This is a genomic window from Salinibacterium amurskyense (assembly GCF_002797685.1).
Classification (GTDB): Bacteria; Actinomycetota; Actinomycetes; order Actinomycetales; family Microbacteriaceae; genus Rhodoglobus; species Rhodoglobus amurskyensis.
This window is the reverse complement of record NZ_PGFH01000001.1, coordinates 1,088,903-1,114,987: the sequence shown is the minus strand read 5'-3', so window position 1 is coordinate 1,114,987 and position 26,085 is coordinate 1,088,903. Positions and strand designations below refer to the sequence as shown.

At 61.0% G+C, this 26,085-nt stretch carries 27 protein-coding genes and 1 tRNA gene; 11 read left to right on the top strand and 17 right to left on the bottom strand.

The genetic code is table 11. The features are described from left to right. Positions 1–5: 5 nt before the first annotated feature. From CLV85_RS05275 to CLV85_RS05265, 3 genes are all read right to left on the bottom strand, one after another. The gene (locus CLV85_RS05275) at positions 6–779 is read right to left on the bottom strand and encodes an amino acid ABC transporter ATP-binding protein (RefSeq protein ID WP_100388527.1); all 774 of its coding nucleotides are present in this window, start codon (positions 777–779) and stop codon (positions 6–8) included. Beyond that, positions 776–1,564, bottom strand: a complete 789-nt coding sequence (locus CLV85_RS05270; RefSeq protein ID WP_100388526.1) for an amino acid ABC transporter permease — start codon at positions 1,562–1,564, stop codon at positions 776–778. Before CLV85_RS05270 ends, CLV85_RS05275 begins: the two co-directional genes overlap by 4 nt. 82 nt (positions 1,565–1,646) lie before the next feature. Next, a complete protein-coding gene (locus CLV85_RS05265; RefSeq protein WP_100388525.1) occupies positions 1,647–2,504 on the bottom strand; it encodes an ABC transporter substrate-binding protein in 858 nt (285 codons plus the stop codon). Between the two features lie 281 nt (positions 2,505–2,785). Between CLV85_RS05265 and CLV85_RS05260 the strand changes: the two genes are divergently transcribed. Genes CLV85_RS05260 through CLV85_RS05250 form a run of 3 tightly spaced genes read left to right on the top strand, consistent with a single transcriptional unit; the run spans position 2,786 to position 4,935 of the window. Next, the gene (locus CLV85_RS05260; protein ID WP_100388524.1) at positions 2,786–3,877 is read left to right on the top strand and encodes a LacI family DNA-binding transcriptional regulator; all 1,092 of its coding nucleotides are present in this window, start codon (positions 2,786–2,788) and stop codon (positions 3,875–3,877) included. Positions 3,878–3,893: 16 nt separating this feature from the next. Next, positions 3,894–4,355, top strand: coding sequence for an SRPBCC family protein (locus CLV85_RS05255; protein WP_100388523.1), 462 nt, complete (start codon positions 3,894–3,896; stop codon positions 4,353–4,355). 34 nt (positions 4,356–4,389) lie between these two features. Beyond that, positions 4,390–4,935 (top strand): SMI1/KNR4 family protein, encoded by a 546-nt coding sequence (locus tag CLV85_RS05250; RefSeq protein ID WP_157847478.1) that lies wholly within the window; start codon positions 4,390–4,392, stop codon positions 4,933–4,935. Positions 4,936–5,062: 127 nt separating this feature from the next. Here the strand turns inward: CLV85_RS05250 and CLV85_RS05245 are convergent. Continuing rightward, positions 5,063–5,134: transfer RNA gene (locus CLV85_RS05245), tRNA-Gln, on the bottom strand. A 102-nt stretch (positions 5,135–5,236) separates the two neighbouring features. Between CLV85_RS05245 and CLV85_RS05240 the strand changes: the two genes are divergently transcribed. Together CLV85_RS05240 and CLV85_RS05235 are read left to right on the top strand one after the other, a co-directional pair. Beyond that, a complete protein-coding gene (locus tag CLV85_RS05240) occupies positions 5,237–5,779 on the top strand; it encodes a PadR family transcriptional regulator (protein ID WP_100388521.1) in 543 nt (180 codons plus the stop codon). Further along, positions 5,776–6,213: a hypothetical protein gene (locus tag CLV85_RS05235; protein ID WP_100388520.1), complete on the top strand. Its 438-nt coding sequence runs from the start codon at positions 5,776–5,778 to the stop codon at positions 6,211–6,213. The genes CLV85_RS05240 and CLV85_RS05235 overlap by 4 nt, the downstream gene beginning before the upstream one ends. Positions 6,214–6,216: 3 nt before the next feature. Here CLV85_RS05235 and CLV85_RS05230 read toward each other — a convergent pair whose 3' ends face one another. The 5 genes from CLV85_RS05230 to CLV85_RS05210 are packed head-to-tail and all read right to left on the bottom strand — an operon-like array spanning position 6,217 to position 11,671. Further along, positions 6,217–7,170 carry an NAD(P)/FAD-dependent oxidoreductase gene (locus CLV85_RS05230; RefSeq protein ID WP_100388519.1) on the bottom strand — a complete coding sequence of 318 codons (954 nt, stop codon included), beginning with the start codon at positions 7,168–7,170 and terminating at the stop codon, positions 6,217–6,219. Next, complete coding sequence (gene gltX, locus CLV85_RS05225; protein ID WP_373296755.1) at positions 7,167–8,657, bottom strand: glutamate--tRNA ligase; 1,491 nt, start codon at positions 8,655–8,657, stop codon at positions 7,167–7,169. The genes CLV85_RS05230 and gltX overlap by 4 nt, the downstream gene beginning before the upstream one ends. A 54-nt stretch (positions 8,658–8,711) precedes the next feature. Further along, positions 8,712–9,482 (bottom strand): fumarylacetoacetate hydrolase family protein, encoded by a 771-nt coding sequence (locus CLV85_RS05220; RefSeq protein ID WP_100388517.1) that lies wholly within the window; start codon positions 9,480–9,482, stop codon positions 8,712–8,714. Continuing rightward, a complete protein-coding gene (locus tag CLV85_RS05215) occupies positions 9,479–10,585 on the bottom strand; it encodes a branched-chain amino acid aminotransferase (RefSeq protein WP_100388516.1) in 1,107 nt (368 codons plus the stop codon). Before CLV85_RS05215 ends, CLV85_RS05220 begins: the two co-directional genes overlap by 4 nt. Before the next feature lie 39 nt (positions 10,586–10,624). Next, complete coding sequence (locus CLV85_RS05210; RefSeq protein WP_100388515.1) at positions 10,625–11,671, bottom strand: 3-isopropylmalate dehydrogenase; 1,047 nt, start codon at positions 11,669–11,671, stop codon at positions 10,625–10,627. Between the two features lie 133 nt (positions 11,672–11,804). Between CLV85_RS05210 and CLV85_RS05205 the strand changes: the two genes are divergently transcribed. Further along, a complete protein-coding gene (locus CLV85_RS05205) occupies positions 11,805–12,062 on the top strand; it encodes a DUF6458 family protein (protein ID WP_100388514.1) in 258 nt (85 codons plus the stop codon). A gap of 108 nt (positions 12,063–12,170) precedes the next feature. Here the strand turns inward: CLV85_RS05205 and serA are convergent, their stop codons facing one another. Then, positions 12,171–13,763, bottom strand: coding sequence for a phosphoglycerate dehydrogenase (gene serA / locus CLV85_RS05200; protein ID WP_100388513.1), 1,593 nt, complete (start codon positions 13,761–13,763; stop codon positions 12,171–12,173). 132 nt (positions 13,764–13,895) lie between these two features. Between serA and CLV85_RS05195 the strand changes: the two genes are divergently transcribed. The 3 genes from CLV85_RS05195 to CLV85_RS05185 all read left to right on the top strand — a co-directional run bounded on the left by CLV85_RS05195 (position 13,896) and on the right by CLV85_RS05185 (position 15,901). Further along, positions 13,896–14,288, top strand: a complete 393-nt coding sequence (locus CLV85_RS05195) for a DoxX family protein (RefSeq protein ID WP_100388512.1) — start codon at positions 13,896–13,898, stop codon at positions 14,286–14,288. 144 nt (positions 14,289–14,432) lie between these two features. Next, a complete protein-coding gene (locus CLV85_RS05190; RefSeq protein ID WP_100388511.1) occupies positions 14,433–14,954 on the top strand; it encodes an META domain-containing protein in 522 nt (173 codons plus the stop codon). Positions 14,955–15,112: 158 nt separating this feature from the next. Then, positions 15,113–15,901 carry a HesA/MoeB/ThiF family protein gene (locus CLV85_RS05185; RefSeq protein WP_100388510.1) on the top strand — a complete coding sequence of 263 codons (789 nt, stop codon included), beginning with the start codon at positions 15,113–15,115 and terminating at the stop codon, positions 15,899–15,901. Between the two features lie 54 nt (positions 15,902–15,955). On the opposite strand, the gene CLV85_RS05180 is transcribed toward CLV85_RS05185, so the two are convergent. After that, positions 15,956–16,564 carry a Pr6Pr family membrane protein gene (locus CLV85_RS05180; RefSeq protein WP_205030335.1) on the bottom strand — a complete coding sequence of 203 codons (609 nt, stop codon included), beginning with the start codon at positions 16,562–16,564 and terminating at the stop codon, positions 15,956–15,958. Between the two features lie 161 nt (positions 16,565–16,725). Here CLV85_RS05180 and CLV85_RS05175 point away from each other — a divergent pair, with 161 nt between their 5' ends. Continuing rightward, the gene (locus CLV85_RS05175) at positions 16,726–17,490 is read left to right on the top strand and encodes a DUF1353 domain-containing protein (protein WP_100388509.1); all 765 of its coding nucleotides are present in this window, start codon (positions 16,726–16,728) and stop codon (positions 17,488–17,490) included. 116 nt (positions 17,491–17,606) lie between these two features. On the opposite strand, the gene ilvC is transcribed toward CLV85_RS05175, so the two are convergent. From ilvC to otsA, 6 genes are read right to left on the bottom strand one after another with little or no spacing between them, the layout of a single operon-like run. Then, entirely contained in the window at positions 17,607–18,632 is a 1,026-nt protein-coding gene (gene ilvC / locus CLV85_RS05170) for a ketol-acid reductoisomerase (RefSeq protein ID WP_100388508.1), read from the bottom strand. Between the two features lie 29 nt (positions 18,633–18,661). Then, the gene (ilvN, locus tag CLV85_RS05165; RefSeq protein WP_009772779.1) at positions 18,662–19,168 is read right to left on the bottom strand and encodes an acetolactate synthase small subunit; all 507 of its coding nucleotides are present in this window, start codon (positions 19,166–19,168) and stop codon (positions 18,662–18,664) included. 4 nt (positions 19,169–19,172) lie between these two features. Continuing rightward, positions 19,173–20,957, bottom strand: a complete 1,785-nt coding sequence (locus tag CLV85_RS05160; protein WP_100388507.1) for an acetolactate synthase large subunit — start codon at positions 20,955–20,957, stop codon at positions 19,173–19,175. 34 nt (positions 20,958–20,991) lie between these two features. Then, positions 20,992–22,695 (bottom strand): dihydroxy-acid dehydratase, encoded by a 1,704-nt coding sequence (gene ilvD / locus CLV85_RS05155; RefSeq protein WP_100388506.1) that lies wholly within the window; start codon positions 22,693–22,695, stop codon positions 20,992–20,994. Positions 22,696–22,722: 27 nt separating this feature from the next. Further along, on the bottom strand, positions 22,723–23,520 hold the full coding sequence (gene otsB, locus CLV85_RS05150; protein ID WP_100388505.1) for a trehalose-phosphatase: 798 nt from the start codon (positions 23,518–23,520) through the stop codon (positions 22,723–22,725). Beyond that, positions 23,517–25,031, bottom strand: a complete 1,515-nt coding sequence (gene otsA, locus CLV85_RS05145; RefSeq protein WP_100388504.1) for an alpha,alpha-trehalose-phosphate synthase (UDP-forming) — start codon at positions 25,029–25,031, stop codon at positions 23,517–23,519. The genes otsB and otsA overlap by 4 nt, the downstream gene beginning before the upstream one ends. Positions 25,032–25,230: 199 nt before the next feature. Here otsA and CLV85_RS05140 point away from each other — a divergent pair, with 199 nt between their 5' ends. Next, on the top strand, positions 25,231–26,070 hold the full coding sequence (locus tag CLV85_RS05140) for a hypothetical protein (protein WP_100388503.1): 840 nt from the start codon (positions 25,231–25,233) through the stop codon (positions 26,068–26,070). The last annotated feature ends 15 nt before the right edge of the window (positions 26,071–26,085 follow it).

Here is a 26,085-nt window from a genome sequence, read left to right as displayed (position 1 = left end):
ATCGGTTAGAGCACTTCGGAAAGGAAGCGCTGCAGTCGTGGACTTTGCGGGTTGTCGAACAACTCTGCCGGAGGCCCGGCTTCGACTACCCGGCCCTCATCCATGAAAACGACCTGGTCAGCGACGCGACGTGCAAAGTTCATCTCGTGGGTGACGACGACCATGGTCATCCCCCGCTTGCCGAGATCTGCCATGAGGTTAAGAACACCCTTGACGAGCTCCGGATCGAGAGCACTTGTTACTTCGTCAAAGAGCATGACTTCCGGCTCCATAGCCAGCGCTCGGGCGATAGCTACGCGCTGCTGCTGGCCGCCCGAAAGGTCGCGTGGACGGTGGTCGCTGCGTTCCGCGAGGCCCACTTCTGCAAGACGGCGATGAGCAAGCTCTTTTGCCTGAGCCGATGACATCTTCTTTACGTGACGAAGAGAAAGAGCAACGTTCTCCAACGCAGTGTGATCTGGAAACAGATTGAAGTGTTGAAACACGAGACCAATACGGCGACGCAGTTCGTCAGGCTTGACCGTCAGCGTGCTCTCGGTCTCCAAAAGGACGTCGCCACTTTTAGGTTCATGCAGCCGGTTGAGGCCGCGAAGGAGAGTTGACTTTCCCGATCCCGATGGGCCGATCACACACGTGGTTGTGCCGGGCGCAACAGTGAAGTCGACGTTCTTCACCACATCAATGGGACCGTACGCGAGCGTCAGGTCGAGAAGTTCAAGCCTGGACCCCCGAAACTGTTGAACGTCCAGTGGGGTGCTGGTGGCATTCGTTGCGCTCATCGTGTTGCCTCCTGGGGATGGATGATCGTGGGGTCAAGTTCGTCAACTTCGTCAAGCCCGCTTCGTGGCGGAGTGGGCTTGCGCCTTCCGGTGCGGAAACGGTTGTCGAAGTAGTTGACCAAGTGCGTCAGCGGAACGGTGATGATGAGGTAGCAGATGCCGGCCGCCACAAGCGGTGACAGGTTGCCGCTGAGAACCGCTGCGTCTTGGCCGACGCGGAAGAGTTCGCGCTCTGAGACTAGAAGGCCGAGGAAGTAGACGAGGCTCGAGTCCTTGACGTTCGAGATGAACTGATTGACAAGGGCGGGCAGCACTCGGCGGATTCCTTGAGGAATCACGACCAGCCGCATCGCCTTGCCGTAGCTCATCCCGAGAGCGCGGCAGGCTTCGAGTTGACCTCGATCGACGCTCTGAATACCCGAACGGAATATTTCACCGATGTACGCCGAGGAGATCAGGCTGACTGCCAAGATTCCCAAAGGATAGGGCGACGGCCCAAAGATCTCTTGGCTGATACGGGCGAAACCTTGACCAATAAGCAGGATGGTCAGGATTGCGGGCAAACCGCGGAAGATGTCGGTGTAAATACGAGCGGGGACCCGAAGCCATTTAGACGTTGATACGCCCATGACTGCGACGATCATGCCGACAATCACACCGATGACGGTGGCGGCGAAGCTGATGATGAGGGTGTTCTTGAGCCCTGTTCCGAGCAGCTGCGGGAGAACCTGCAGCATGGCGTCGAAATCAAGGAACGTGCGGCTGATGGTGTCAAACCAGTCCATTACGGTCTCTCAGACGTGTCGTGGTGAAAGGGGACGCAGGGGCAGCGCGCGAAACGCTCGCCACCCCCACGCGATGAACTAGTTAGCCTTCGTCTGTTCCGGTGCGCTCGGACTCAGGAAGGTACATATCTTGCATCGGGGAACCCGGGAACCACTTTTCGTGGAGTTCCATCCACGTTCCGTCTTCCATTGCGGCGGCTAGTGCCACGTTGATCGCGGCGAGGAGCTCATCGTTCCCCTTTGCTACAACGAAACCAGCAGGGGCATCGAACGAGGGAATATTGATGGCCAAGTTCAGATTGTCGAACTGTTCGCCGTAGGTCTTGGCGCTTTCATAGTCGAGAAAATGACCGGCGATGGTGCCGCTGTTCACAGCGGAGACACCGGCGTTATTGTCGGGAAACCTTACGAGTTCGCTATCCGTGAAGTTGGCGACGGCATACGCCTCCTGCAGGGTCCCCTGAACGACTCCGATTCGCTCACCTGCGAGATCCGATTCATCTTGGATCGCCTCGTCGGCAGTGAGCACCGTGAGGAAGCCAGCAAGGTAGCCGTCGGAGAAATCGACGGTTTCTTTGCGCTCATCAGTAGTGCCAATCGCCGCGGCTCCCACGTCATATTGTCCGTTTGCCACTGAAGCCAAAAGGCCGGAGAAGTCTTGCCCAGTGAAGACGACGTCGTAGCCCATGCGGTCTGCGACATCGGTGAAGAGTTCAACGTCGAACCCCGAGAATTCGCCATTCTCATCGGTGAAGGTATAGGGCTTGGCATCGCCAACGCTCGCTACTCGGATTTCTCCGGGTGTGATCAAATCGAAGCCGTTGTCGTCTGCTTCGCTCGCGGCGGGGGTTGAGCCTGCGCTGCAGGCTGCGAGGGCGAGGGCTGCGGTGGCTGCGAGGGCTACTAGGCCCGCACGCCGGCTGTGTGTGCTGAGTGTCATTGCGTGAATCCAATCTTGATGGCGGAAAGCCATTTGGTTGGCGGAACAGTCCCGGTTGGGCAATCCCGATGATCCTTGTTGCCTGCCAGATTTGTTATTCCGGCAACGATACAGACGGTGACCCCTTGCAGATCACCGTTGATCGTTTCTTACATATGCATTGTTGAGTCCGGTCTCAATTGGTAGAGTGAGACCGGACTCACTCAATTGAGTAGAGACGTTACGGTATCTGTAGAGACGCGTCAACACCCGCAGCAGATTGTTAACAAACGAAGGACAGCATGAACGAACCGACCGCTCGTCGACGAGACGTCACCGTCGCTGACGTCGCGCGCGAGGCTAAGGTGGCAAAAGCAACTGCTGCTCGCTCACTCGGCGGTTACGGTGCCGTCAGCGACGACGTGCGTCAGCGCGTTCAAGCTGCGGCAGAGGCTTTGGGGTATCACGCCAATGGACTCGCACGAAGCATGAACACCGGGCGGTCAAACACCATCGGCGTCATCGTCGGCGACATCGAGAACCCCTACTTTGGCTTGGCGATGAGAGGGATCACTGACACCGCTAAGGCCGCAGGCTACGACGTAATTCTTGCCAACACTGGTGAGCAACTTGACGCCGAAATTGATGCAGCCCGAGTGTTCGTGGAAAAACGCGTAGATGGCTTCATCGTTGCGCCGGCATCATTCACCCTCACCGATCACCTCAGCGACATCATGCACTCGGGGCGACCACTCGTTCTACTCGACCGCCACGTTGCCAACCTCGATGACGTCGATGTCATCGAGGTCGACAACGAGAAAGTAGCTCACGCGGCCGCGCAACATCTCATCGACCGCGGTCATGAGCGTATCGCCTTCATTACGACTCTCGAACTCGGATCCAACCCGTATCAAGCCGGCGACGAACTCGGCGTTTCTTCTGTTTCGGCGCGCGTCAATGGCATCCTGGCGGCGATGAACACCGCCGGTGTCGACAACTCGGAACGCTATCTGCGATTTGGCGCAAACAGCGGTTCTGGCGTCAAGGGAGTGACCCGCGAACTCATGCAGCTCGAGGAGCCACCCACGGCCATTATCGCGTCGGACAGTTTGATCGCCATGGGAGTGCTGGGCGAGCTGCGCGAGCTCGGCCTCACGGTTCCCGACGACGTCTCTTTCATCATGTTTGACGACTTCGAATGGGCAACCCTGATTTCTCCAGCGCTCACGGTGATCGCCCAGCCCGTCTACGAAGTAGGTGTCGCTGCGGCCACGAGACTCATCGCCCGGATTGAAGGGCGCGTAACTGGTGAGCCGATTCAGGTATTTCCCGCGGCTCTGGTCCACCGCAAGTCGGTTGCTCCGCCCCGTGTCGTTGGCCGGGACGACGCCTGAACCGTAGGCTCTGATCATGACGCAGCTGATCGTGCTCGACACGGTGTTCGACGCCCCTATCGCCGAGGTATGCGCGCTGTCGCTGAGTGTGAACCTGCACCTTGATTCGATGACGCACCACCGCGAAAAGGTCATCGCCGGCCGCACGACTGGCCACTTCGTCGAGGGCGACGTGGTGACGTGGTCGGCTCGACACTTCGGCCTGCCGCTGCGGCTGACGATCCGAATTTTTGATGTGGATGCTCCGCACCGGTTTGCGGATGAACAAGTCCGCGGCCCTTTCGCCGCCTACCACCACGAGCATCTCTTCACCGAGATCGACGGCCGCACCCACATGCAGGATCGCCTCACCATCGCAGCCCCCTTCGGGCCACTCGGGCGCCTCGCCGAGAAGCTGTTCCTGCGGCGCTACATACAGACGCTGCTCGAGGAGCGCAACGCTGCGCTGATCAGCTCCCTGCGCCCAGAGCAGCGGTAACGTGCATCACATGCCCCACAACGACCATTCACCCGTGGCTGCCTACCGCGAAATACTCAAAATTCGGGGCGTTCCCTTTGAAGAAGCAGTTGAACCACCGATCTACACAAAGGCACAGATCAGAGAACGCCTACTCGCGGCGACGGGGAGCGCGCCGGAGGCGCTGGTCGATTGGTTTTCGTGGCACCACGGAGTGAAAGATGCCGGAAGGATTTGTTCCGGCTTCTTCCTTAACTACGACCCCATCTCGCTCGATGAAGCAATCACAACCTTCTCCTATAGACCAATGCTCGGCGCCAGGGGGTCGAGCGGGGAACACAACCCTCACTTCCCGATCCTCAGTCGCTCAGGCGCCGGTGACCTGATGATGGTCGATCTCATCGAAGGGAATGCTCTTCTCTATTACTTCTGGGGCTTAGAGAAAATCGCCATCGCCGATTCGCTCGCAGGTCTACTCAATAAATGGGGCGACTACGTCGCTCATCACGTGTCGTGGAACAGCGAAACGCAGTTCGTCGAGTTCGCGCCACCTTGGGTCGAACTCGACCCCGATTTCCGCAGCGCGATGGGCCTAAACTAGCGCCCAACGTGAGCGAGCTAGCTGCACGTCTTGTGCGGCTAAGAGCGCAAGAGGCTCCGCACGGCACCGGCAAAGAAAAAGCCCGGCGTGAGCCGGGCTGGGCGGGAGTTGCTCCCTAGTTGTTTTGCTGGGGTACCTGGACTCGAACCAAGAACAAAAGAATCAGAATCTTCCGTGTTGCCAATTACACCATACCCCACAGGATTCAACCGCAGCCGAACCGATTTACTACTTTAGCGCATCCTGAGCGGGTTGTGGTTCACTCCTTGACGCCATATAGGACTTGTCCTATATTCGGAGCATGTCTCTCCTTCACGCCGTGCTCGGTTTCGTCGCGATTCAGCCCATGACCGGCTATGAACTCGGCAAAGCGTTCTCGACAACCGCCGCACACTTCTGGCCCGCCGATCAGTCGCAGCTCTACCGCACCCTCCATCGCGCCGAAGCCGACGGCTTGGTCGAAAGCACCACCGTCGAGCAGGCAACACGACCCGACCGACGCTTGTACACGCTCCTCGAACCAGGCCGCGAAGCATTGGAGGCGTGGCTGGCCTCGCCCCTTGAGCCAGATAACTCCCGCGAACCTTTTCTCTTGCGGCTGTTCTTCGCCGCGTCGCTCGGCACCTCAGGCGTTATCGAACTGCTCGACCAACGTCGCTCCGCCGCCGTAGAACTCCTCACCACCCTTGACGCTCTCGCCTCGAGCGCACCCCGCAAAACCTCTCTCGCCATCCAGTTGCAATACGCAACGCTCGAATCCGGACGAGCTCACGCGCGCGCTGAGATTACGTGGCTCGATGAACTTCGTGCCCAACTCGCCAACCACAAGGAGTCCGCCCGATGAATAGAATCACCACCCCCATCCACCGTGCTGCACGCATCGGCGCCACCATCGCGGCCGTGCTCTTCACCCTCGTCGCACTCTTCCAACTCGCCGTCGTGCTCGGAGCACCCCTCGGCGAATACACCCAAGGCGGAGCGAATAAAGGAACGCTCCCCACTCAGGGCCGCATCTTTGCGGGCGTCTCTGCCGTCCTCGTTCTCGTCATGGCAGCAGCAATGCTTGCGCGCACCGAACGCGGCCCCCTGCGATCTGCCCCACGCCGACTCATCGCCGTGCTCGCCTGGATAACCACCGCCTATGCGGGCGTGGGCGTCATCCTGAACCTCATCACGCCAAGCGCCGTCGAACGAGCCGTCTGGGCCCCCGTTACAGCGGTGATGTTCGCCGCATGCCTCGTCACCATAATGAAGACGCGAGGCCGCGCCGAAAAGTGAGTTCTAGAGCAAGTCGCGGTTGATGACCGCGGCAACCTCAGCGCCGTCACCCGCGGCAACGATGAGTTGCTGGGGGCCGGGCGGGGTGGCATCACCAATCGCATACGCTCCCGCCGTGCTGGTGCGGCCGGCAGCGTCCACGACAATCAGCCCCTCCGCGTCGAGTGCGAGCTGCAAGCCCGCCGCAAAGTCGAGCGCCGTCTCATAATCGGGGCGCACAAACGCGGCCTCGCGCGCGACTGTCTCGCCGTCGACAAGCACCACGCCGTTCAGGCCATCACGGTCGCCCGCGACATCCGCCACTTCACGGCGATCCACGCGAACACCACGCTCCGCGAGCATCGCCTCATCAGCGTCGCTCACATGGCCAATGCCCTGCGTGAAGACAATTAGGTCGCGGCTCCACTGCGAAAGCAGCAGCGCCCGCTCAGCCAAGTCATCCGTGTGCCCAATCAGCGCAATCGGCTTATCCGCATACTCGTAGCCGTCACACTCCATGCACGAGTGGATGCTCGTGCCATAGAACGCGCGCAGCATTGGCAACTTCGGCAGAACCTCGCGCAACCCGGTCGCGATCAGCACGGTGCGGGTAGTAACCGCTCTCCCGCGATGTGTGACGGTGAAGCCGGCGCCAACGGTCGCTGAGGCGCCTTCAAGAGCGCTAGCGGCATCCGCAACATCAGCAGCGACCAGAGGCTCAATACCTTCCACAATCGTGCGCTCAAACGACACATTCGGATACTGCTCAAGCTCCTCACGGCCCATCTTGCGAAGCTCGAGAGGAGATATACCATCGCGGCTCAAAAAGCCGTGAGAGTGGAACGTCGCCGAATTGCGGGGGCGATTGCTGTCGAGCACGAGAGTGCGACGACGTGCCCGCGCCAGATTCAGGGCAGCACTCAGTCCGGCCGGTCCGCCGCCGACAATGACAACATCCCAGTCGAACTGCTCACTCATAGCTGGGCGCGCAACGCCTTCAGCCGAACCAGTGACGATTCCTTGCCCAACAGTTCCATCGACTCGAAGAGCGGCGGGCTGATGCGGCGACCAGCGATCGCACTACGCAAGGGTCCGAAGGCCAGGCGCGGCTTCATCTCTTTCACCTCGATGAGTTCGGCGCGCAGGGCGGCCTCGATGGCATCGTGCGTCCACGTATCAAGATCAGTCAGCACGGCGATCGCGGCATCCAGAACTTCGGGGCCTTCGGCCTTCGGCATCGCATCGGCGTCGACGGTGAGATCGGCATCCGCCGTGAACAAGAACTGCAACAGTGCGGGAGCGTCACCCAGCAACTGCATGCGCTCCTGCACGAGAGGTGCGGCAGCAGCCAGCGTCGCCAGCTCAGCCTCGGTCGGCTCAGCCGAAATGACGTCAGCAGCAACGAGGTACGGCACGAGACGACCAGCGAACTCCTCCGCCGAGAGCAGACGGATGTGGTCGCCATTCAGCGACTCCGCCTTCTTCACGTCGAAACGGGCCGGGTTCGGGTTCACGTTCACCACGTCGAACGCGGCAATCATTTCTTCAATTGAGAACACGTCGCGGTCAGGCGCAAGCGACCAGCCCAACAGCGAGAGGTAGTTGATGAGACCCTCGGGGATGAACCCGCGGTCGCGGTGGTGAAACAGGTTCGACTCGGGGTCGCGCTTGGAAAGCTTCTTGTTGCCCTCACCCATCACGTAAGGAAGGTGGCCGAAGCGCGGGATCGCATCCGTTAGGCCGATCTCGATAAGAGCCGTGTAGAGGGCGATCTGGCGCGGAGTGCTCGAGAGCAGGTCCTCACCGCGCAGCACGTGCGTGATGCCCATGAGCGCGTCATCCACCGGGTTCACGAACGTGTACAGCGGCGCACCGTTCGGGCGCACCACAACAAAGTCAGAGAACGAACCGGCGGGGAATGTGATGTCGCCACGAACCAGGTCGTCGAAGCTCAAGTCGGAGTCGGGTACGCGCAAACGCAAAGCCGGCTTACGGCCCTCTTCTTTGAAGGCGGCGATCTGCTCAGCGGTGAGGTCGCGCTCGAAGTTGTCGTAGCCCTGCTTGGGGTCGCGACCGTTGGCCACATTGCGGGCCTCGATCTCTTCACCGGTCGCAAAAGATTCGTAGAGGTGACCGGAAGCCTTCAGCTTCTCGATGACCTCAAGATAGATGTCAGAGCGCTGCGACTGACGGTAAGGCTCGTGCGGCCCACCGTTCTCCACACCCTCGTCCCAGTCGAGGCCCAACCAACGCATCGCGTCGAGAAGCTGCAAGTAGCTCTCTTCGCTGTCGCGAGCGGCATCCGTATCTTCAATACGGAACACCAACTTGCCACCCATGTGGCGTGCGTAAGCCCAGTTGAACAGGGCAGTACGAATCAGCCCGACGTGGGGCGTACCCGTAGGTGACGGACAAAACCGAACGCGAACGTCGGAAGCGGTTGCAGTAGAAAATGGCGCAGACATTGCCACCATTCTAAGCCGCAGAACCGCCCTCTGCGGGCGGTTCTGCGACTGCGCCTACTTGGCGATAGAACGAACCGGGTTGCTCAGCGTGCCGATGCCCTCGATCGTGATGTCGACGGTGTCGCCGTTCACGATCGGGCCAACGCCAGCCGGCGTACCCGTGAGGATAATGTCGCCGGGCAGCAACGTGAACGCCGCGGAGGCGTACGCCACTTGCGCTGCCACCGAATGGATCATCTGGTCAACGGTGCCGTCTTGCTTGAGGTCACCGTTCACCGTGGTGCGGATGCTCTGCGAACCCACCACGAATTCGGTCTCGATCACGGGCCCGAGCGGGCAGAACGTGTCGAAGCCCTTGGCGCGGGACCACTGGCCATCCTTCTTCTGAAGGTCGCGAGCGGTGACATCGTTGGCAATCGTGTAGCCAAAGATGACGCTCTCAAAGTCGGCCTCGGCCACGTTCTTAGCGATGCTGCCGATGATCACGGCAAGCTCACCCTCGAACGCCACTTCTTCGGACTGCGTCGGCAGCATGATGGCGTCGCCGGGGCCCACGACAGACGTGTTCGGCTTGATGAACATCATGGGAGCATCCGGAACCTCGTTGCCAAGCTCCTTAGCGTGCTCGGCATAGTTGCGACCGAACGCCACGACCTTCGAACGAGGGATGACCGGCGCCAGCAGCTTGATGTCCGAGAGCGGCAAGCGCTCGTCAGTGGTCTCAAAGCCGTTGAACATCGGGTCACCGGTCAGAACGACAATCTCGTCGCCATCAATGATTCCGTAGCGGGCGCCTGCGCCAGCGCTGAAACGAGCTACCTTCATGCGTCGAGCCTCATCATCCAGCCGTGCTTGTCATCGCGACGGCCATATTGGATGTCGGTGAGCTCTTCGCGCAGCGACATCGTCAGTTCGCCGGCGGGAGCATCCGCCGACCCAAATTCCACACCGTCACCCTTGAGCATGGCAATGGGCGTGATGACCGCGGCGGTACCGCACGCGAACATTTCGGTGATCTCGCCCGACTCAACGCCCTCACGCCACTCTTCAAGAGTGACCCGGCGACGCTCGACCGTGTGGCCGCGGTCTTCAGCGAGCTGCAAAACAGAGTCGCGAGTGATGCCCTCAAGAATCGACTCGGACTGCGGCGTGATGAGCGTTCCGTCTTTCTTGACGAGAACCACGTTCATGCCGCCAAGTTCTTCGATGTACTTGCCCTCTTCGGCATCCAAGAACAGAACCTGGGCGCACCCCTGCTCTGCCGCTTCTTGCTGCGCGATAAGCGATGAGGCGTAATTGCCGCCGGTCTTGGCCGCACCCGTTCCACCCTTGCCTGCGCGCGTGAAGTTCGTGGAGATCCAGATCGAAACGGGAGCAACGCCACCGGTGAAGTAAGCGCCAGCCGGGCTTGCGATCACGTAATAGTTGACCTTCTTTGCCGCGCGCACTCCGAGGAATGCCTCTTTTGCGAACATGAAGGGGCGCAAGTAGAGGCTCGTCTCGGGAGCGCTCGGCACCCAGTCGCCGTCAACCGCGATGAGCTGCTTGAGCGAATCGATGAACGCCGGAACCGGAAGTTCAGGCAGCGCCATGCGACGAGCGGAACGCTGCAACCGTGCACCGTTCGCCTCGGGGCGGAAGGACCAGATCGATCCGTCTTGGTGACGGAAAGCCTTGAGTCCCTCGAAGATCTCCTGCGCATAGTGCAGAACGGATGCCGCCGGGTCGAGCTGAATCGGACCATACGGCTGCACGCGCGGTCGGTGCCAGCCGCCCATCTCTGACCAACAGATGTCGACCATGTGGTCGGTGAAGTTCACACCGAAGCCAGGGTTAGCCAGAATCGCGTCACGCTCTTCGACCGAGCGGGGTTCTTGGTTCTTCTTCACCATGAAGGTGAGGGGGCGATCAGCCAGCAGATTCTTCATCAAATGTCCTTAATGACGTACAGCCATAATGGCGGTGGGTTAATTCTGCGCTACAGCGTCGGCAATTGCACTGCCAATCTCAGACGTCGAGCGTGCGGCGGTGCCGCGAGTGCTGAGATCGGCTTCCACGGCCGCCGTGACCTTCGCCGCGGCATCCGTGTGACCGGACTGTGAGAGCAGCAATGCAATCGACAGGATTGCCGCCGTAGGATCAGCGAGTTGTTTGCCCGCAATGTCGGGCGCTGAGCCATGAACCGGCTCGAACATGGAGGGGAATTCCCCGCTCGGGTTCAAGTTGCCGGAGGCGGCCAAACCAATGCCGCCGCTGATGGCTGCTGCGAGGTCTGTAAGGATGTCACCGAAAAGGTTGTCAGTGACGATGACGTCAAATGTACTCGGTTTCGTCACGAGGAAGATAGTCGCCGCATCAACGTGCAGGTAATCGACCGCGACATCCGGGTACTCGGCAGAAATACGGTCAACCGTGGACTGCCAGAGGCCACCCGCATAGGTGAGAACGTTGGTCTTGTGCACGAGCGTGAGCTTCTTGCGCGGGCGAGACATGGCGTGCTCGAAAGCGAAGCGAACAACGCGCTCGACGCCGTACGCCGTGTTGAGCGAAACCTCGGTCGCGATCTCGTGAGGCGTGCCGGTGCGGATGCTGCCACCGTTGCCCACGTAGGGACCTTCAGTACCTTCGCGCACGACAACAAAGTCGACAGCGCCGGGCTCGGCCAGCGGCGACGTGACACCGGGGAAGATCGTGGTGGGGCGCAGGTTCACGTGGTGATCGAGCGCAAACCGCAGCTTGAGCAGCAGGCCTCGCTCGATGATGCCGCCTTTGAGGCGAGGGTCGCGCGGGTCTCCCCCGACAGCACCGAGCAGGATCGCGTCATGCTTCGCGAGCTCTGCGATGTCGGAGTCTTCGAGAATGGTGCCCGACTCGAGGTAGTGGCTGGCTCCGAAGGGGAACTCGGTGGTGGAAACATCCACCCCGGTTGCCTTCAAAACTTTGAGGGCCTCGGCCACAACTTCGGGCCCAATACCATCACCGGGAATGACTGCAAGGTTTATCTGAGAAGGCATGTAAATACAGTACCGCTGCGGGGCTACTCGCGGCGTCGGGGCGGCAGCCTTGGGGCCCTGAATGCGCGGCCTTTATGACTTTCCTGAACGTTGCCTGATTGCGCGCTGAATTAGGTGGGCTAAAATTGGGCTCATGAGTATTGGAACCGGAATTGTCCTTGTCGTTATCGGCGCGATTCTTACTTTCGCGCTCGATTTCCAAGTCGAAGGAGTCAATATTGACCTCATCGGCTACATCCTGATGGCAGCGGGAGCTGTGACTTTCATCATCGGGCTTGTACTAATGATGCGTAAGCGCACCTCAGTCACCACCGTGCACAACGGTACCGACGGTGCGAATGGCTCGATCAGTGAGCGCCGCACCACCACAACCCCCGACGAAACCATCTAACGACCGCCCTTGGCCGATGGCCACAACGTTCAACGCACAAAAGGCGCGTCCCGAAAGTCGGGGCGCGCCTTTTGTTGTGCTCACACCACGAGGGTGCGAACGAAGTGACTAGGCGTCGACGATGTCGATTGCGTGCACGTAGCGAGCGTCAATGCGCTCCCCTACCGTCGCGAGAACATCAGCGGATGCCTGCGAGTCGACCGTGAGCACGGAGAGAGCGTTGCCGCCTTCGCTTTCGCGCGCGATCTGCATGCCGGCGATGTTGATGTTGGCGTCGCCGAACTCTTTACCGAAGACGGCAACGATTCCGGTGCGGTCTTCGTACATCATGACGATGAGGTGATCCGCGAGCGGAACCTCAATGTCGTAACCGTTGATTTCAACGATCTTTTCGAGCTGCTTGTTTCCGACCAGGGTTCCCGAAACAGAAACCTGCGAGCCGTCAGCAAGCGAACCACGGATGGTCAGCAGGTTGCGGTATTCGGGGCTCACAGCATCCGTAATCAAGCGGACGGTGAGGCCACGCTGGTCAGCGAGCAGCGGTGCGTTGACGTAGCTAACCGTCTCTGACACCACGTTCGTGAAGATGCCCTTGAGCGCAGCAAGCTTGAGCACGTTGACATCGTGTTCGACGATCTCGCCGCGAACCTCGATGTCGACGTTGGTGACGGGGCTGCCGGAGAGACCCGAGAAGACCTGGCCGAGCTTTTCCATGAGCGGGATGCCGGGGCGCACAGTCTGGTGGATGATGCCACCAGCAACGTTGACGGCGTCAGGCACGAGCTCGCCACCGAGGGCGAGTCGAACAGACTTGGCTACCGAAACGCCAGCCTTCTCTTGGGCTTCAGCAGTCGAAGCACCGAGGTGCGGCGTGACGATGGTGTTCTCGAGATCGAGAAGCGGCGACCCTGTGGGCGGCTCGCTCACGAAAACGTCGAGGCCGGCGCCGGCAATGCGACGCGACTTGAGGGCCGTGTAGAGGGCGTCTTCATCGATGAGGCCACCACGGGCCACGTTGACGATGTAGGCGCTCGACTTCATGCGAGCAAACTGCTCGGTCGAGATCATGCCCGTGGTCTCAGGAGTCTTGGGCATGTGGATCGTGATGAAGTCCGAACGCTCGAGCAGTTCGTCGAGCGAGACGAGCGTGACGCCCATCTGCTGCGCGCGAGCGGCCGTGACGTAGGGGTCGTACGCGATGATGCTCGTGCCGAAGGCCTGCATCCGCTCAGTAATGAGACCACCGATACGGCCGAGGCCGATGATGCCGATCGTCTTCTCAAAGAGTTCGGTGCCCGAGTACTGCGAGCGCTTCCACTGCCCCTGCGCGAGAGCACTGGAGGCAGCCGGAATGTGACGCGCGAGGCTCAAGATGTGCCCGACGGTCAGCTCGGCGGCCGAGATGATGTTGGAGGTAGGAGCGTTCACAACCATGACACCGGCAGCAGTAGCCGCCTTGATGTCCACGTTGTCGAGGCCAACACCGGCGCGCGCGATGACCTTCAGGCCAGGCGCGGCAGCAAGAGCATCGGCATCCATTTGGGTTGCTGAACGGATGAGAACGGCCTGCGCGTCAGAGAGCGCAGACTTCAACGCGTCACGGTCAGTGCCGTCAACGTTTCGAATCTCAAAGTCGGGCCCGAGGGCGTCAACTGTTGCGGGGGAAAGTTCTTCGGCGATCACAACGATCGGCTTAGCCACAGATCTGATCCTTCAATTCGCGGGGACTTCGCGCTAACACAACGAAGGCTGCTTGAGTAGACAACTACTGCAACTTTAGCGGCGACGGGACGGCCCCGTTGCCATGTGACAACTCAGTGCGACGATAGACCCATGATGGATGCCGTACAGATCGCCCAGTGGGTGTTGCGTATCGCCCTCGCGCTCGCGTTTATCGCGATGGGCGTTAGCCACTTTGTGGCCGCTCCTGCCCGCACGATGCGGGCCATGATCCCACCCGTTTTGCGGCAGCCGTGGATTCCCTCCCCCGCTGCTCTTGTCACGATTACGGGACTCTGTGAGATCGCTGGCGGTCTGGGCCTGTTGTGGGAGCCGACCCGCTTTATTACCGCGATCGCGCTCATCGTATTTCTGATTGCCGTGTTCCCGGCCAATGCCTATGCGGCCGAGCATCCGGATCGCTTCGGCAAAGCGGCGCTGCCATTCTGGCCTCGCTACTTTGGGCAGCTGGCGCTGATCCTCTTGATTGTTCTCGCGGCCCTCTAGGCCGGCCGCCCTCTAGACTCGCTGCCCTCTAGGCCTGCCGCCTGCACGAGTGTCGGCCGCCCGCACGAGTGCTGGCGAAAAAAGATCTCTCGCAACGCCCAACGAAACCGGGCGCACCTTCGTCTACCTAGGTAGGAGGAAACAATGATCACAAAATCGATGTTCGCAAAGTTCACCCCACTGCTCGCTGTCAGCCTGCTGGCGCTGGCAGCCTGTGCCGGTCCGGCAGATAGTTCAGACGAGCCATTGATCGATAACGGGCCCGGTCCCGGTCAGAGCGTTGAAGAGACGCCCGGCGAAGCGATGCCCATCGAAGGCATCGAGGGCACGTGGGTCTTTGCCGACGGCACCGACCCTTCTGGCGCGCTCACGCTTGACGACGCGATCACCGTCACGCTCACGATCACTGGCGACGGCCTAGCCGGCGAATCGACTTGCAACAACTACTCTGCGACGCTGACCGGAGCCCCAGACGAGCTCACTGTTGGCCCGGTCATTTCTACTAAACGAGCGTGCACTGACGCAGCCCTCACCGAGTTCGAGACGCGATACCTTGCCGCTCTCGCCGCCACGACCACCGCCATTCCCACCGGTGGCAGTCTCGTGCTGCAGGGCAACGGCGTGAACCTCAACTTCTTGCCGTCAAGTTCGCTGCCGCTCGGCTAGCGCTGCGAAGCGCTATGGCCAAAGGCACACACACGGGGCGTGCACTCACCCCAAACGGGGCTCGGTGCACGCTCCCAGAACCCCCAGTTCGCGGCTAAACAGGGCTCCTGAGCCGGGTTCCCAACCGAATCTCACACTCCCAGTGGAACAATCAATTCATGGATCAGCGGTTTAGCCGCCAACTCGCTCTAACCAACTTCGGCGAGGCGGCGCAAAAGAATTTGGCGCGCTCTCGCGTGCTCGTTATCGGCGCGGGTGGCGTCGGCAGCACGGTCATTCCGTCGCTCGCCGCGGCCGGTGTCGGCACCGTTGGTGTCATCGACGATGACCGTGTTGAGCTCAGCAACTTGCACCGCCAGCACATCCATCGTCTATTGGATGTCGGCCACAAGAAGGTCGTGTCGGCCGTCGAACGCGTCGCTGATCTCAGCCCCGCGACCACGATCATTGCGATCGATGCCAAGCTCACTCCGCACAACGCTCTTGAGCTTTTTGCGGAGTACGACCTCATCGTGGATGGCAGCGACAACTACGCCACCCATTACCTGGCCGCGGATGCCGCAGAGATTACCGGCATCCCGCTCGTGTGGGGTGTCGCTTGCGAGTTCTGGGCTCAGGCCGGAGTGTCGTGGCCTGCTCGCGGCGCGGGCTTCCGCGACCTGTACCCGCTGCCGCCCGAGACCGCGACCGTGGACACCAACGTGATGCACGGTATCTTCCCGGGCGCCGTGAGCGTCGTGGCCTCCATCGTGACGAGCGAGGCGATCAAGATCGCAGCTCAGATCGGCACAACACTGCTCAACCGGGCCACGAACTATGACGCTCTTGCCGGCGAATTTTCCACTGAGCCGTTCGAGCGCGCAGCCGACGCAACGCCCATCACCGAGCTCGCCGACTATCGTCACCTCTTCGCCTACTCGCCTCTCGACGAGTGGCCCACGAGCTAGCGCTTCGCTGCAACTAGCGAGGCGTCGTGTCGCCTCGCGTGAGTGCCGCAGAAGCTACCGCTCCGACGCCGTCAGACGATCCTTGATGGTCCAGCGAGCCCACTGAGCTCGGCTAATCGCGATCAGGCCGATCGCAATCGCGATGATGAACGCCGCGATGCCGAGCACGTAGACGAGCACGCCACCCCACCCGTCGGGGCCATTGGGTTCCAAGAAGGGGTACGGAAACCAGCCGTCGAGCAACCCACGCACGATCGTGAAGGCCAACCACGCAACCGGGTAGATGACGACAATGCGCACGTCGCGCATCCGCAACACCGGTCGTGCCGGAGAGAACAGCCAGTCGAGCAGCAAGAACAGCGGCACCCACACGTGAATGACTTCGTTAGGCCACTGAACCCCCACGTAGCCCTCGTCGGGTAGCCCGCGCAGCAGCACGTTGTAGACCACGGCGGTCACGACCGCGTACGAGACGACGGATGCTCGCAGCACGCCCAATAGGCTCGACTCGGCCCGCAGGCGCACGGCCACCAGCCCGCTCAGCGCAAGAATCACGACGTTGATCAGGCTCGACTGGATCGTGAAGTAGCTGTAGTACTCCACCGCCACAAAGTCGTTGTGAATCGACTCGTCGATCACCTGGGTGGCGATGCTCGCCAGCACGAGCGCCGAAGCAACGAGCCGCAGGACACCGACGAATCGAAGGGCTTTCGGTGGCGTGCCTACGAAAGCAAAGTCGCGGGATTGGGGGGGATTTACGCTGCACGTTCGTCGTCACTCCGACAGACTAGTCTGCAGAGACTCGATCAACGGAGGAGTTCGGTATGCCATTCACGGATCACGACGGGAATGAGCTGCGTAGCCTGCCATTGGTCTACCGATTGGACCGCGACTTTCAGGTCGCCGAGGCGTTCTGCTGGCGCGACCCGCGCCCTGGCGGCACGGCGATCGAGGTTCCGGCGCACGATGCTTCGCTGCCGCCTACCGAGGGCAACAGCACAGACTTCGCCTCGGTTCCGCCCTTTCTGTGGGGGCTTATCGCCAGCTACGGCAAGCAAACTCTCGCCGCGATTCTGCATGACCACCTGACTCACCAGACTCGGCTTGCCCCCGCTGACGAGCGCCTGGCGCTGCGCCGCGTGGCCGATGAGACGTTCCGTGTCGCCCTCGTTGATAGCGGCGTTCACCAGTTGCGTGCCCGCGTGATGTGGACCGCCGTCGGTATCGAACGCTATGCCCACCACGGTGGGGTTCTCGGCTGGCTCATCATCGCGCAACTAGCGCTGGGAATCGCGGCACTCGTGGCAGCCGTCGCGCTGGGCGTTGCCGTGCATCCGCTCTGGTTCCTGCTCGCCGCAGCCCCCGCCGTACTCGCAGTGGTCTGGGGCAAGGACGCCAATCTCATGCTCGCGTCGACCTATCTTGGTGCGCTCTACGCTCCCCTAGTCGCCGCCGCCTTCATCGGCTCACGGCTCGAACAACTCCTCGCGTTCATCATCTGGGTTGCCTCGGGAACCCCCGGCCCCATCCCCAAGGCCGAGCCAACCCTGCGCTGGCCTGACCACGGCACGACGCTGCCGCCGCTGTAATTACGCAGCACAGCTAGAGCCCGGCGTGCGCGCTCCCCGGTCAACGTGTGACCCGCCGTTAACGACCAACGGCCGCCCCGCAGATGCGGAACGGCCGGTGGCGTGACGAGCGAAAGTTAGCGTGCTGCTGAACCGTCGGTGTAGTCGTTGTCTTGCTGCTTCCAAGCGAAGAGAGCGCGCAGCTCCTTGCCGGTTGCTTCGATGGGGTGGTTCTGGCCCTTTTCACGCAGGGCGAGGAACTCGGCTCCGCCAGCATCCTGGTCCTTGATGAAGCGGTCTGCGAAGGCACCCGACTGGATGTCTGCGAGAACAGCCTTCATGTTCTCCTTGACCGACTCGTCGATGACGCGGGGGCCCGAAACGTAGTCACCGTACTCAGCGGTGTCAGAAACGCTCCAACGCTGCTTAGCGATGCCGCCCTCCCACATGAGGTCAACGATGAGCTTGAGCTCGTGAAGTACCTCGAAGTAAGCGATCTGCGGCTGGTAGCCAGCCTCGATGAGGGTTTCGAAGCCGTACTGAACGAGCTGCGAGGTTCCACCACAGAGAACAGCCTGCTCACCGAACAGGTCGGTCTCAGTCTCTTCGGTGAACGTGGTCTTGATGCCACCGGCGCGAAGTCCACCGATTGCCTTGGAGTACGACCATGCCATGTCCCAAGCGGTACCGGTGGCGTCGTTCTCCACAGCAACGATGACGGGAACGCCACGGCCAGCTTCGTACTCGCGGCGAACGGTGTGCCCCGGTCCCTTGGGAGCTACGAGGATGACGTCAACGTCTGCAGGAGCGTCGATGTAACCGAAACGGATGTTGAAGCCGTGTCCGAAGACCAGAACGTTTCCGGCTTCAAGGTTGTCCTTGATGTCGGCGGCGTAGAGGCCACGCTGGTGCTGGTCGGGAGCAAGGATCACAACAACGTCAGCCCACTTGGCTGCCTCGGCGCTCGTGAGCACCTCGAAGCCAGCGTCGGTTGCCTTGGCGATGCTCTTCGAGCCCTCCTTGAGGCCGATCTTGACCTCAACACCGGAGTCGCGCAGGTTCAGTGCGTGAGCGTGGCCCTGTGAGCCATAGCCGATAACGGCAACCTTCTTGCCCTGGATGAGCGCGAGGTCAGCGTCTTTGTCGTAAAAGATCTCAGTCACAGTTGTGATTCTCCTTAGTTGTTGTTCTGTTAGTTCTTGAAAACGCGGTCGGTAATGCTCTTAGAACCGCGGCCCATGGCCAGCAATCCACTCTGAGCAATTTCTTTGATCCCGTAGGGCTCGAGCACTCGCAAGAATGCTTGAATCTTGCCCGAGTCACCCGTGGTTTCGATGATGAGCGCATCGGATGCGACATCAACAACACGGGCACGGAACAGGTTTACCGCTTCGAGAATTTGTGAGCGCGTCGTGTTGTCGACGCGCACCTTGATGAGCAGGTGCTCGCGGGTTACTGACTGGTCAGGGTCGAGTTCCACGATCTTGATCACGTTGATGAGCTTGTTGAGCTGCTTCGTGACCTGCTCCAGAGGAAGCTCCTCGACATCCACCACAACGGTGATGCGCGAGAGGCCTTCAATTTCGCTCGAGCCCACAGCCAGCGACTGGATGTTGAACCCGCGACGAGCGAACAGCCCGGCAACGCGGGTCAGCAGACCCGGCTTGTCTTCTACGAGTAGAGAAAGTACGTGACTCATCGCTTTATTCCTCTTCCCACTCGGGGGCATGGTCGCGGGCATACTGCACGCTTGAGTTTCCGACACCCTGGGGCACCATCGGCCACACCATCGAGTCGCGGCTCACCACGAAGTCAATGACAACGGGGCGATCGTTGGTCTCGAGCGCCAGCTTGATGGCGGGGTCGATTTCCTCTTTCTTCGTGACGCGGATGGCGAGGCATCCGTAGGCGTCAGCCAGCTTCACGAAGTCGGGGATCATGACGGTGTCGTGACCGGTGTTGAGGTCGGTAAACGAGTGGCGTCCGTCGTAGAACAGCGTCTGCCACTGGCGAACCATGCCGAGGCTGGAGTTGTTGATGACAGCAACCTTGATCGGAATCTTGTTGATCGTGCAGGTGGCCAACTCTTGGTTGGTCATCTGGAAGCAACCGTCACCGTCGATGGCCCACACGGGGCGATCGGGGTTCGCAACCTTGGCGCCCATGGCGGCAGGCACGCCGTAACCCATGGTTCCGGCGCCACCCGAGTTGAGCCAGGAGTTGGGGCGTTCGTGCTTGATGAACTGGGCAGACCACATTTGGTGCTGACCGACACCGGCGGCGAAGATGCCCTCGGGGCCCGTGATTTCGCCGATGCGCTGGATCACGTATTGCGGTGACAGCAGTCCGTCATCCGGCTCCGTGAAACCGAGCGGGAACTGGTTGCGAAGCGAGTTAAGGCGCTCCCACCACTCGGTGTAGTCGGGCTTCGTCGTGGTGATCGTGTCGGTGTACGCCGCCGTCAGGTCGATGATGACGTCTTTCGCGTCACCCACGATCGGCACTTCAGCCGCCCGGATCTTGCCGATCTCAGCGGGGTCGATGTCGACATGAACAACCTTCGCGAGAGGCGCAAACTCACTCGGCTTGCCCGTAACGCGGTCGTCGAAACGGGCGCCGAGCGAGATGAGGAGATCGGACTCTTGGATCGCGAGAACAGCCGGCACAGAGCCGTGCATTCCCGGCATCCCGAGGTTCAATTCGTTGGAGTCGGGGAACGCACCGCGAGCCATCAGCGTGGTTACGATGGGCGCGCCGACGAGGGTAGCCAGTTCGAGAAGTTCGGCGGACGCACCGGAGCGAACAACGCCGCCACCGACGTAGAACACGGGGCGCTCGGCCTCGGCCAGCATCTGCGCTGCGGCCTGAACCTGCTTGCCGTGCGCCTTCATGACGGGGCGGTAGCCGGGCAGGTCGACCTTGGGCGGCCAAATGAACGGCGCGGATGCCTGCTGGCAGTCCTTGGTCACGTCAACGAGCACCGGACCAGGACGGCCCGTTGTTGCGATGTGGTACGCCGCAGCCAGAGTGGCCGGGATGTCTTCCGGCTTCGTGACGAGGAACGAGTGCTTCGTGATCGGCATCGTGATGCCCGAGATGTCAACCTCTTGAAAAGCGTCGGTTCCCATCGAGGTCGAGAAGACCTGACCGGTGATCGCGAGCAGCGGCACGGAGTCCATGTGGGCATCCGCAATTGCCGTTACAAGGTTCGTTGCTCCCGGACCCGATGTCGCAATGCAGACACCGAGCTTTCCGGATGACGAGGCGTAGCCCTCCGCAGCGTGACCAGCACCCTGCTCGTGGCGAACCAAAATGTGACGAATAGCAGTGGATGCCATGAGTTCGTCGTAGAAGGGCATGATGGCGCCGCCGGGCAAGCCGAAGACGTCTTTCACGCCCAACTTTTCCAGACTGCGCAGAATTGCACCTGAGCCGGTCAAAATCTCCGGCGTAGTGCTCTTCGGCCGCGGTGCGGGTTCAGAGGACATGTGTAAATCCTTTAAGTCGAATGGTGAGCTGGCGCTAACTGGTGACCGCGCCGCGAGCGGCGGACTGCACAAGCTTCGAATACTTGGCAAGAACGCCTCGCGTGTAACGCGGAGGGAGGGGGGCCCAGCCTTTTCGGCGGGCTTCGAGCTCAGCGGAGTCGACAAGTAAGTCGAGCGAGCGAGCTGCGATATTGACCCGTATCAGATCACCATCGCGCACGAAGGCAATAGGACCTGCGTCTACTGCTTCGGGAGCTATGTGGCCGATGCACAGCCCGGTTGTGCCGCCTGAGAATCGTCCGTCCGTCAAGAGTAGTACATCTTTTCCGAGTCCAGCGCCCTTAATGGCCGCCGTGATCGCCAGCATCTCACGCATACCGGGGCCACCCTTGGGGCCTTCGTAGCGGATGACGACAACCGAGCCGGCCTTGATGGTGCCCGCGGTGAGAGCATCCAGAGCTTCACGCTCGCGTTCGAAGACGCGCGCAGGGCCCTCGAACTCCGAAAGGTCGAAGCCAGCGGTCTTCACCACGGCGCCCTCGGGAGCCAGCGAACCCTTGAGGATCGTGAGGCCACCGGTGGGGTGGATGGGGTTATCGAAGGTGCGCAGAACTTCGCCATCGAGAGGATCGATATCCATCTCGGCGAGGTTCTCGGCAACAGTCTTTCCCGTAACCGTAAGCGCGTCGCCGTGCAGCAGACCCTCTTCGAGGAGCGCCTTCATGAGCACGGGAAGTCCACCGTGGCGGTCAACGTCGTTCATGACGTACTTACCGAAAGGCTTGAGGTCGCCCAAGTGCGGAACCTTGTCGCCGATGCGGTTGAAGTCGTCGAGCGTGAGCTCAACTTCAGCTTCGCTGGCGATCGCAAGAATGTGCAGCACAACGTTGGTCGAACCACCGAGCGCCATGGCGACGGTGATGGCGTTCTCGAAGGCCTTCTTGGTCATGATGTCGCGCGAGGTGATACCCAGGCGCAGCAGGTTTACGACAGCTTCGCCCGAACGGTGCGCGAAGTAGTCGCGACGACGGTCGGCGGATGCGGGGCTCGCCGAGCCGGGAAGGCTCATTCCGAGGGCTTCCGCGACGCTCGCCATGGTGTTGGCGGTGTACATACCGCCACAGGCGCCCTCGCCCGGAGCGAAAGCACACTCGATGCGCTTGGCATCGGCTTCGGTCATCCGGCCAGCCTTGACCGCGCCGACAGCCTCGAAGGAGTCAATGATCGTGATGTCTTTTTCGGTGCCATCGCTGAGCTTGACCCAGCCCGGAGCGATCGAACCGGCGTAAAGGAACACCGAGGAGAGGTTGAGGCGGGCTGCCGCCATCAGCATGCCGGGGAGCGACTTGTCGCAACCGGCGAGCGTGACAGAACCATCGAGACGCTCGGCCTCCATGACCACCTCAACCGAGTCAGCGATGACTTCACGGCTGACGAGCGAAAAGTGCATTCCCTCGTGGCCCATCGAGATGCCGTCGGAGACGCTGATCGTGCCGAACTGCAGAGGGTATCCCCCGCCGGCGTGCACGCCCTCTTTCGCTGCCTGCGCGAGGCGGTCAAGCGAGAGGTTGCACGGCGTAATCTCGTTCCACGAGCTCGCAATACCGATCTGCGGCTTTTCCCAGTCCGCGTCTCCCATGCCCACCGCGCGGAGCATTCCGCGCGACGTTGTCGCTTCAATTCCGTCAGTGACAGTGCGTGAACGTGGCTTGATATCGATCGAATTGCTCTCAGACATGCTTCGAGTTTAGGGCTTCGCGAAACCTCAGTTTGTCCGCGCGGATACCACGGCTTCTCGACGATCGGCCAGAATCGCCAAAACTTGTGCAATTTCGGCTGTTCCGGCGACCCTCAATTGCGCTGCCGAGGGGGCATCGCCCACTCGCACTCCGAGGTCGTTGGGGCCGAGAACGAGAATCGCATCTTCATCAGTGGTGTCGTCGCCGGCGAAGAAAACGGCATCCGCACCGGTGTAGTCACGCAGTCGTTTGATCGCATCGCCCTTGTCGGCGTCGTGGATGGCGAACTCAACGATGTTCTTGCCAAAGCGCGTCGTGAGACCGGGAATGTCAGTCTCGACTCGCGTGACCGCCTCGTTTGTCAGTCGCTCGGCATCCTCGGCGCTCGTCATGCGCACGTGCAGCGCACGACCGGCAGGCTTCAGCTCCACCCACGCGCCCTCGGCGCTATCGGCGAGCTCATGCATGAGGGCATCGAGGCGTTCGAGGGCCGCCGTGTTCTCGGCGCTCATCGGCAACGGGGAGTCGCCCTCGTCGAGGCGATACTCGAGCCCGTGCGATCCGCCGAAGAGCACGCGGTCACCGAGGTGAGCTACGTGTTCGAGGCTGTCGATTGCGCGCCCCGAAACCAGAGCAAGACGCGTGTCGGCGAAGTCGAGCATCCGCAGCAATTGTTCTTGAGCTGCCGGAATGGCGCGGGCCTCAAGCGGGTCGTCGACCTCAGGCGCCAACGTGCCGTCGAAGTCGAGAGCGATCAGCAGAGTGCGGGCTGTGACGAGCTGCTCAATAGCCGCCTCGATCTCGGAGGCAGTTGAATAGGTCACGGCTTCTTGACTCGCTTTCGTTCAATAGTCCACTCGACCTCTTCGGCCATTTCGAGCGGAGCGATGCGGCGGTGGCGGTCGGAACGCGTTGCCGCCAAATTTTTGAGGAACGCGTTCGACCAGCGCTCGACGTCGTGATCGAGCACGCGCTTACGCATCGAACGCATCCGAGTCGCACGATCAGCCTTAGGCATGTTGACGGCGCGAAGCATCGCATCTTTCAAACCGTCGATGTCGTGCGGGTTAATAAGTAGTGCCTTGCGCAGCTCTTCGGAGGCTCCCGCGAACTCGCTCAGGATGAGAACGCCATCGTTGTCGAAGCGGGCGGCCACATACTCTTTCGCCACCAGGTTCATGCCATCTCGCAGTGCGGTTACGAGCAAGACGTCGGCAGCAAGGTACAGCGCCACCATCTCTTCGCGAGGAAAGCCCTGATGCAGGTAGTTGATCGGCGCGTGGCTCAGCGTGCTGAACTCACCATTAATGCGACCAACAGTGAGCTCGATCTCGTCACGCAAGTGCATGTACGCCTCAACGCGTTCACGGCTGGGGCTCGCGACCTGAATGAGCGCAACATCGCCCACCTCGATCGAACCATCGCGCAAGAGTTCGCCGTAGGCCTTCAAGCGGTGGCGGATGCCCTTCGTGTAGTCGAGACGGTCGACGCCGAACATGACGGTCTTCGGGTTACCGAGACCCTTACGAATGTCGCGTGCGCGCTGCTGAATTGCAGGATCGCGAGCAAGCTCTTCGAAGCTGCGGGCGTCGATCGAGATCGGGAAAGCCTTCGCGACAACGCGTCGAGTCGGCTGGCCCTCAATGGTGACCTCAATGGCGGGGTTCTTGGTCGGATGGTTCGTCAGTCGACGAACAGCAGACGAGAAGTTCGACGCATCCGATGAGCGCTGGAAGCCAACGACGTCGGCCCCGAGCATGCCTTCGATGATCTGCGTGCGCCACGGCAGCTGCGCGAAAATTCCGTAGGGCGGGAAGGGAATGTGGTTGAAGAAACCAATGGTGAGGTCGGGGCGCTGTTCACGCAACATGCGCGGCACGAGCTGAAGTTGGTAGTCCTGAACCCACACGACTGCACCGTCGGCGCTAATGGCGGCAGTGGCATCCGCGAACCGCTGGTTGACGGCCACATAGTCATCCCACCACTCACGGTGGTAGGCGGGCGGCGCAATCACGTCGTGATAGAGCGGCCAGAGGGTGTCATTGCTGAACCCCTCGTAGTACTCCTCAATGTCTTGAGTGCTGAGCGGAACGGGGATGATCTGAATGCCCTCGTTTTGGAACGGCTCGACCTCGAGATCAGGTTTGCCGGCCCACCCAACCCACGCGCCATCGGCTTTCTTCATGATCGGCTCGAGAGCAGTAACGAGACCACCTGGCGAGCGCTTCCACGTGAGAGATCCATCGTCTTCAACCGTGCAATCCACGGGAAGTCGGTTCGAAACCACCACAAAGTCGTATTCAGCGGGTGAGGAAGTCTTCTGTGATTCCGTCATGTAGCTAAGTTACCAGCGAGGCCTGCAATACGGCTGGGGATTGCGTTACTAGACCATTTCTTTCCTGTGACGGAACCGAGACATCCGCTAGGCCGTCCGCGACGCGGTCTCCCGATATGCTCACTTTTGCCCACGGCGACGCGGGTGCGCCCCGCTAGTAAAGCTGCGGCGCGAACCACCAGACCCGAAAGAGATCTTCGTGACCTTGCTATCTTCTGTCCGCTCCACGCCTGCTGCGGTGCTCGTGAGCGCAGCCGCACTCCTTGCCCTCACGCTGAGCGGTTGCGCTGCCGCCGAGCCCACCACCGATGACGCCGCTGTGGGCGAAAGCGAATCGACCGAGATCGACTACGCCGCGATTGACGACGATTCGTTGTTCGTTCTCGCGAGCTACCCGGTTGACGGCGACGAACTCATCGGCGATGCTCCGGATGATCAGCTCGCCGTGTGGGAACGCTTCAACGAGCTCTTCCCCGCCGATCTCCACCCCGAGATCACGATGTTCGTCGCGATCGACGCGGACCAGTCCGGCGGCACCGACGGCGCGATGCAGCGCAATGGCCTCAGCCCCGACGAGACGTATCTCGCCCTCGACACGAGCGGGTCAGTCTCCCCCGATGTGCTCGACCGCACAATGATCCACGAATTCGCTCACCTGATCACGCTGCGCGACGAACAGATCCCCAAGGACGAATCCAGCGTCGCGAGCTGCCCCGTTTATGCAGAAGTCGATGGCTGCCCGGCCGACGACTCGTACCTCTACGCGTACTTCATGGAGTTCTGGCCCGACTACACGATCGATGACTTCGACGCCGAAACTGAAGAGGATAAGGAAGAGCGCTACACGCCCGACGAGTTCGTCACCGACTACGCGGCAACCATCCCGACCGAAGACGCTGCTGAAGTTTTCGCTGAGTGGGTACTCGCCGACGAACTGCCGACCGGCGACAGCATCGTCGACGAGAAGCTGCGCTTCTTCGAGGACTACCCGGAGCTCGTAGAGCTGCGCGACACCATTCGCGAAGGACTCTTCAGCTAGTCACTTTCCCCGCAT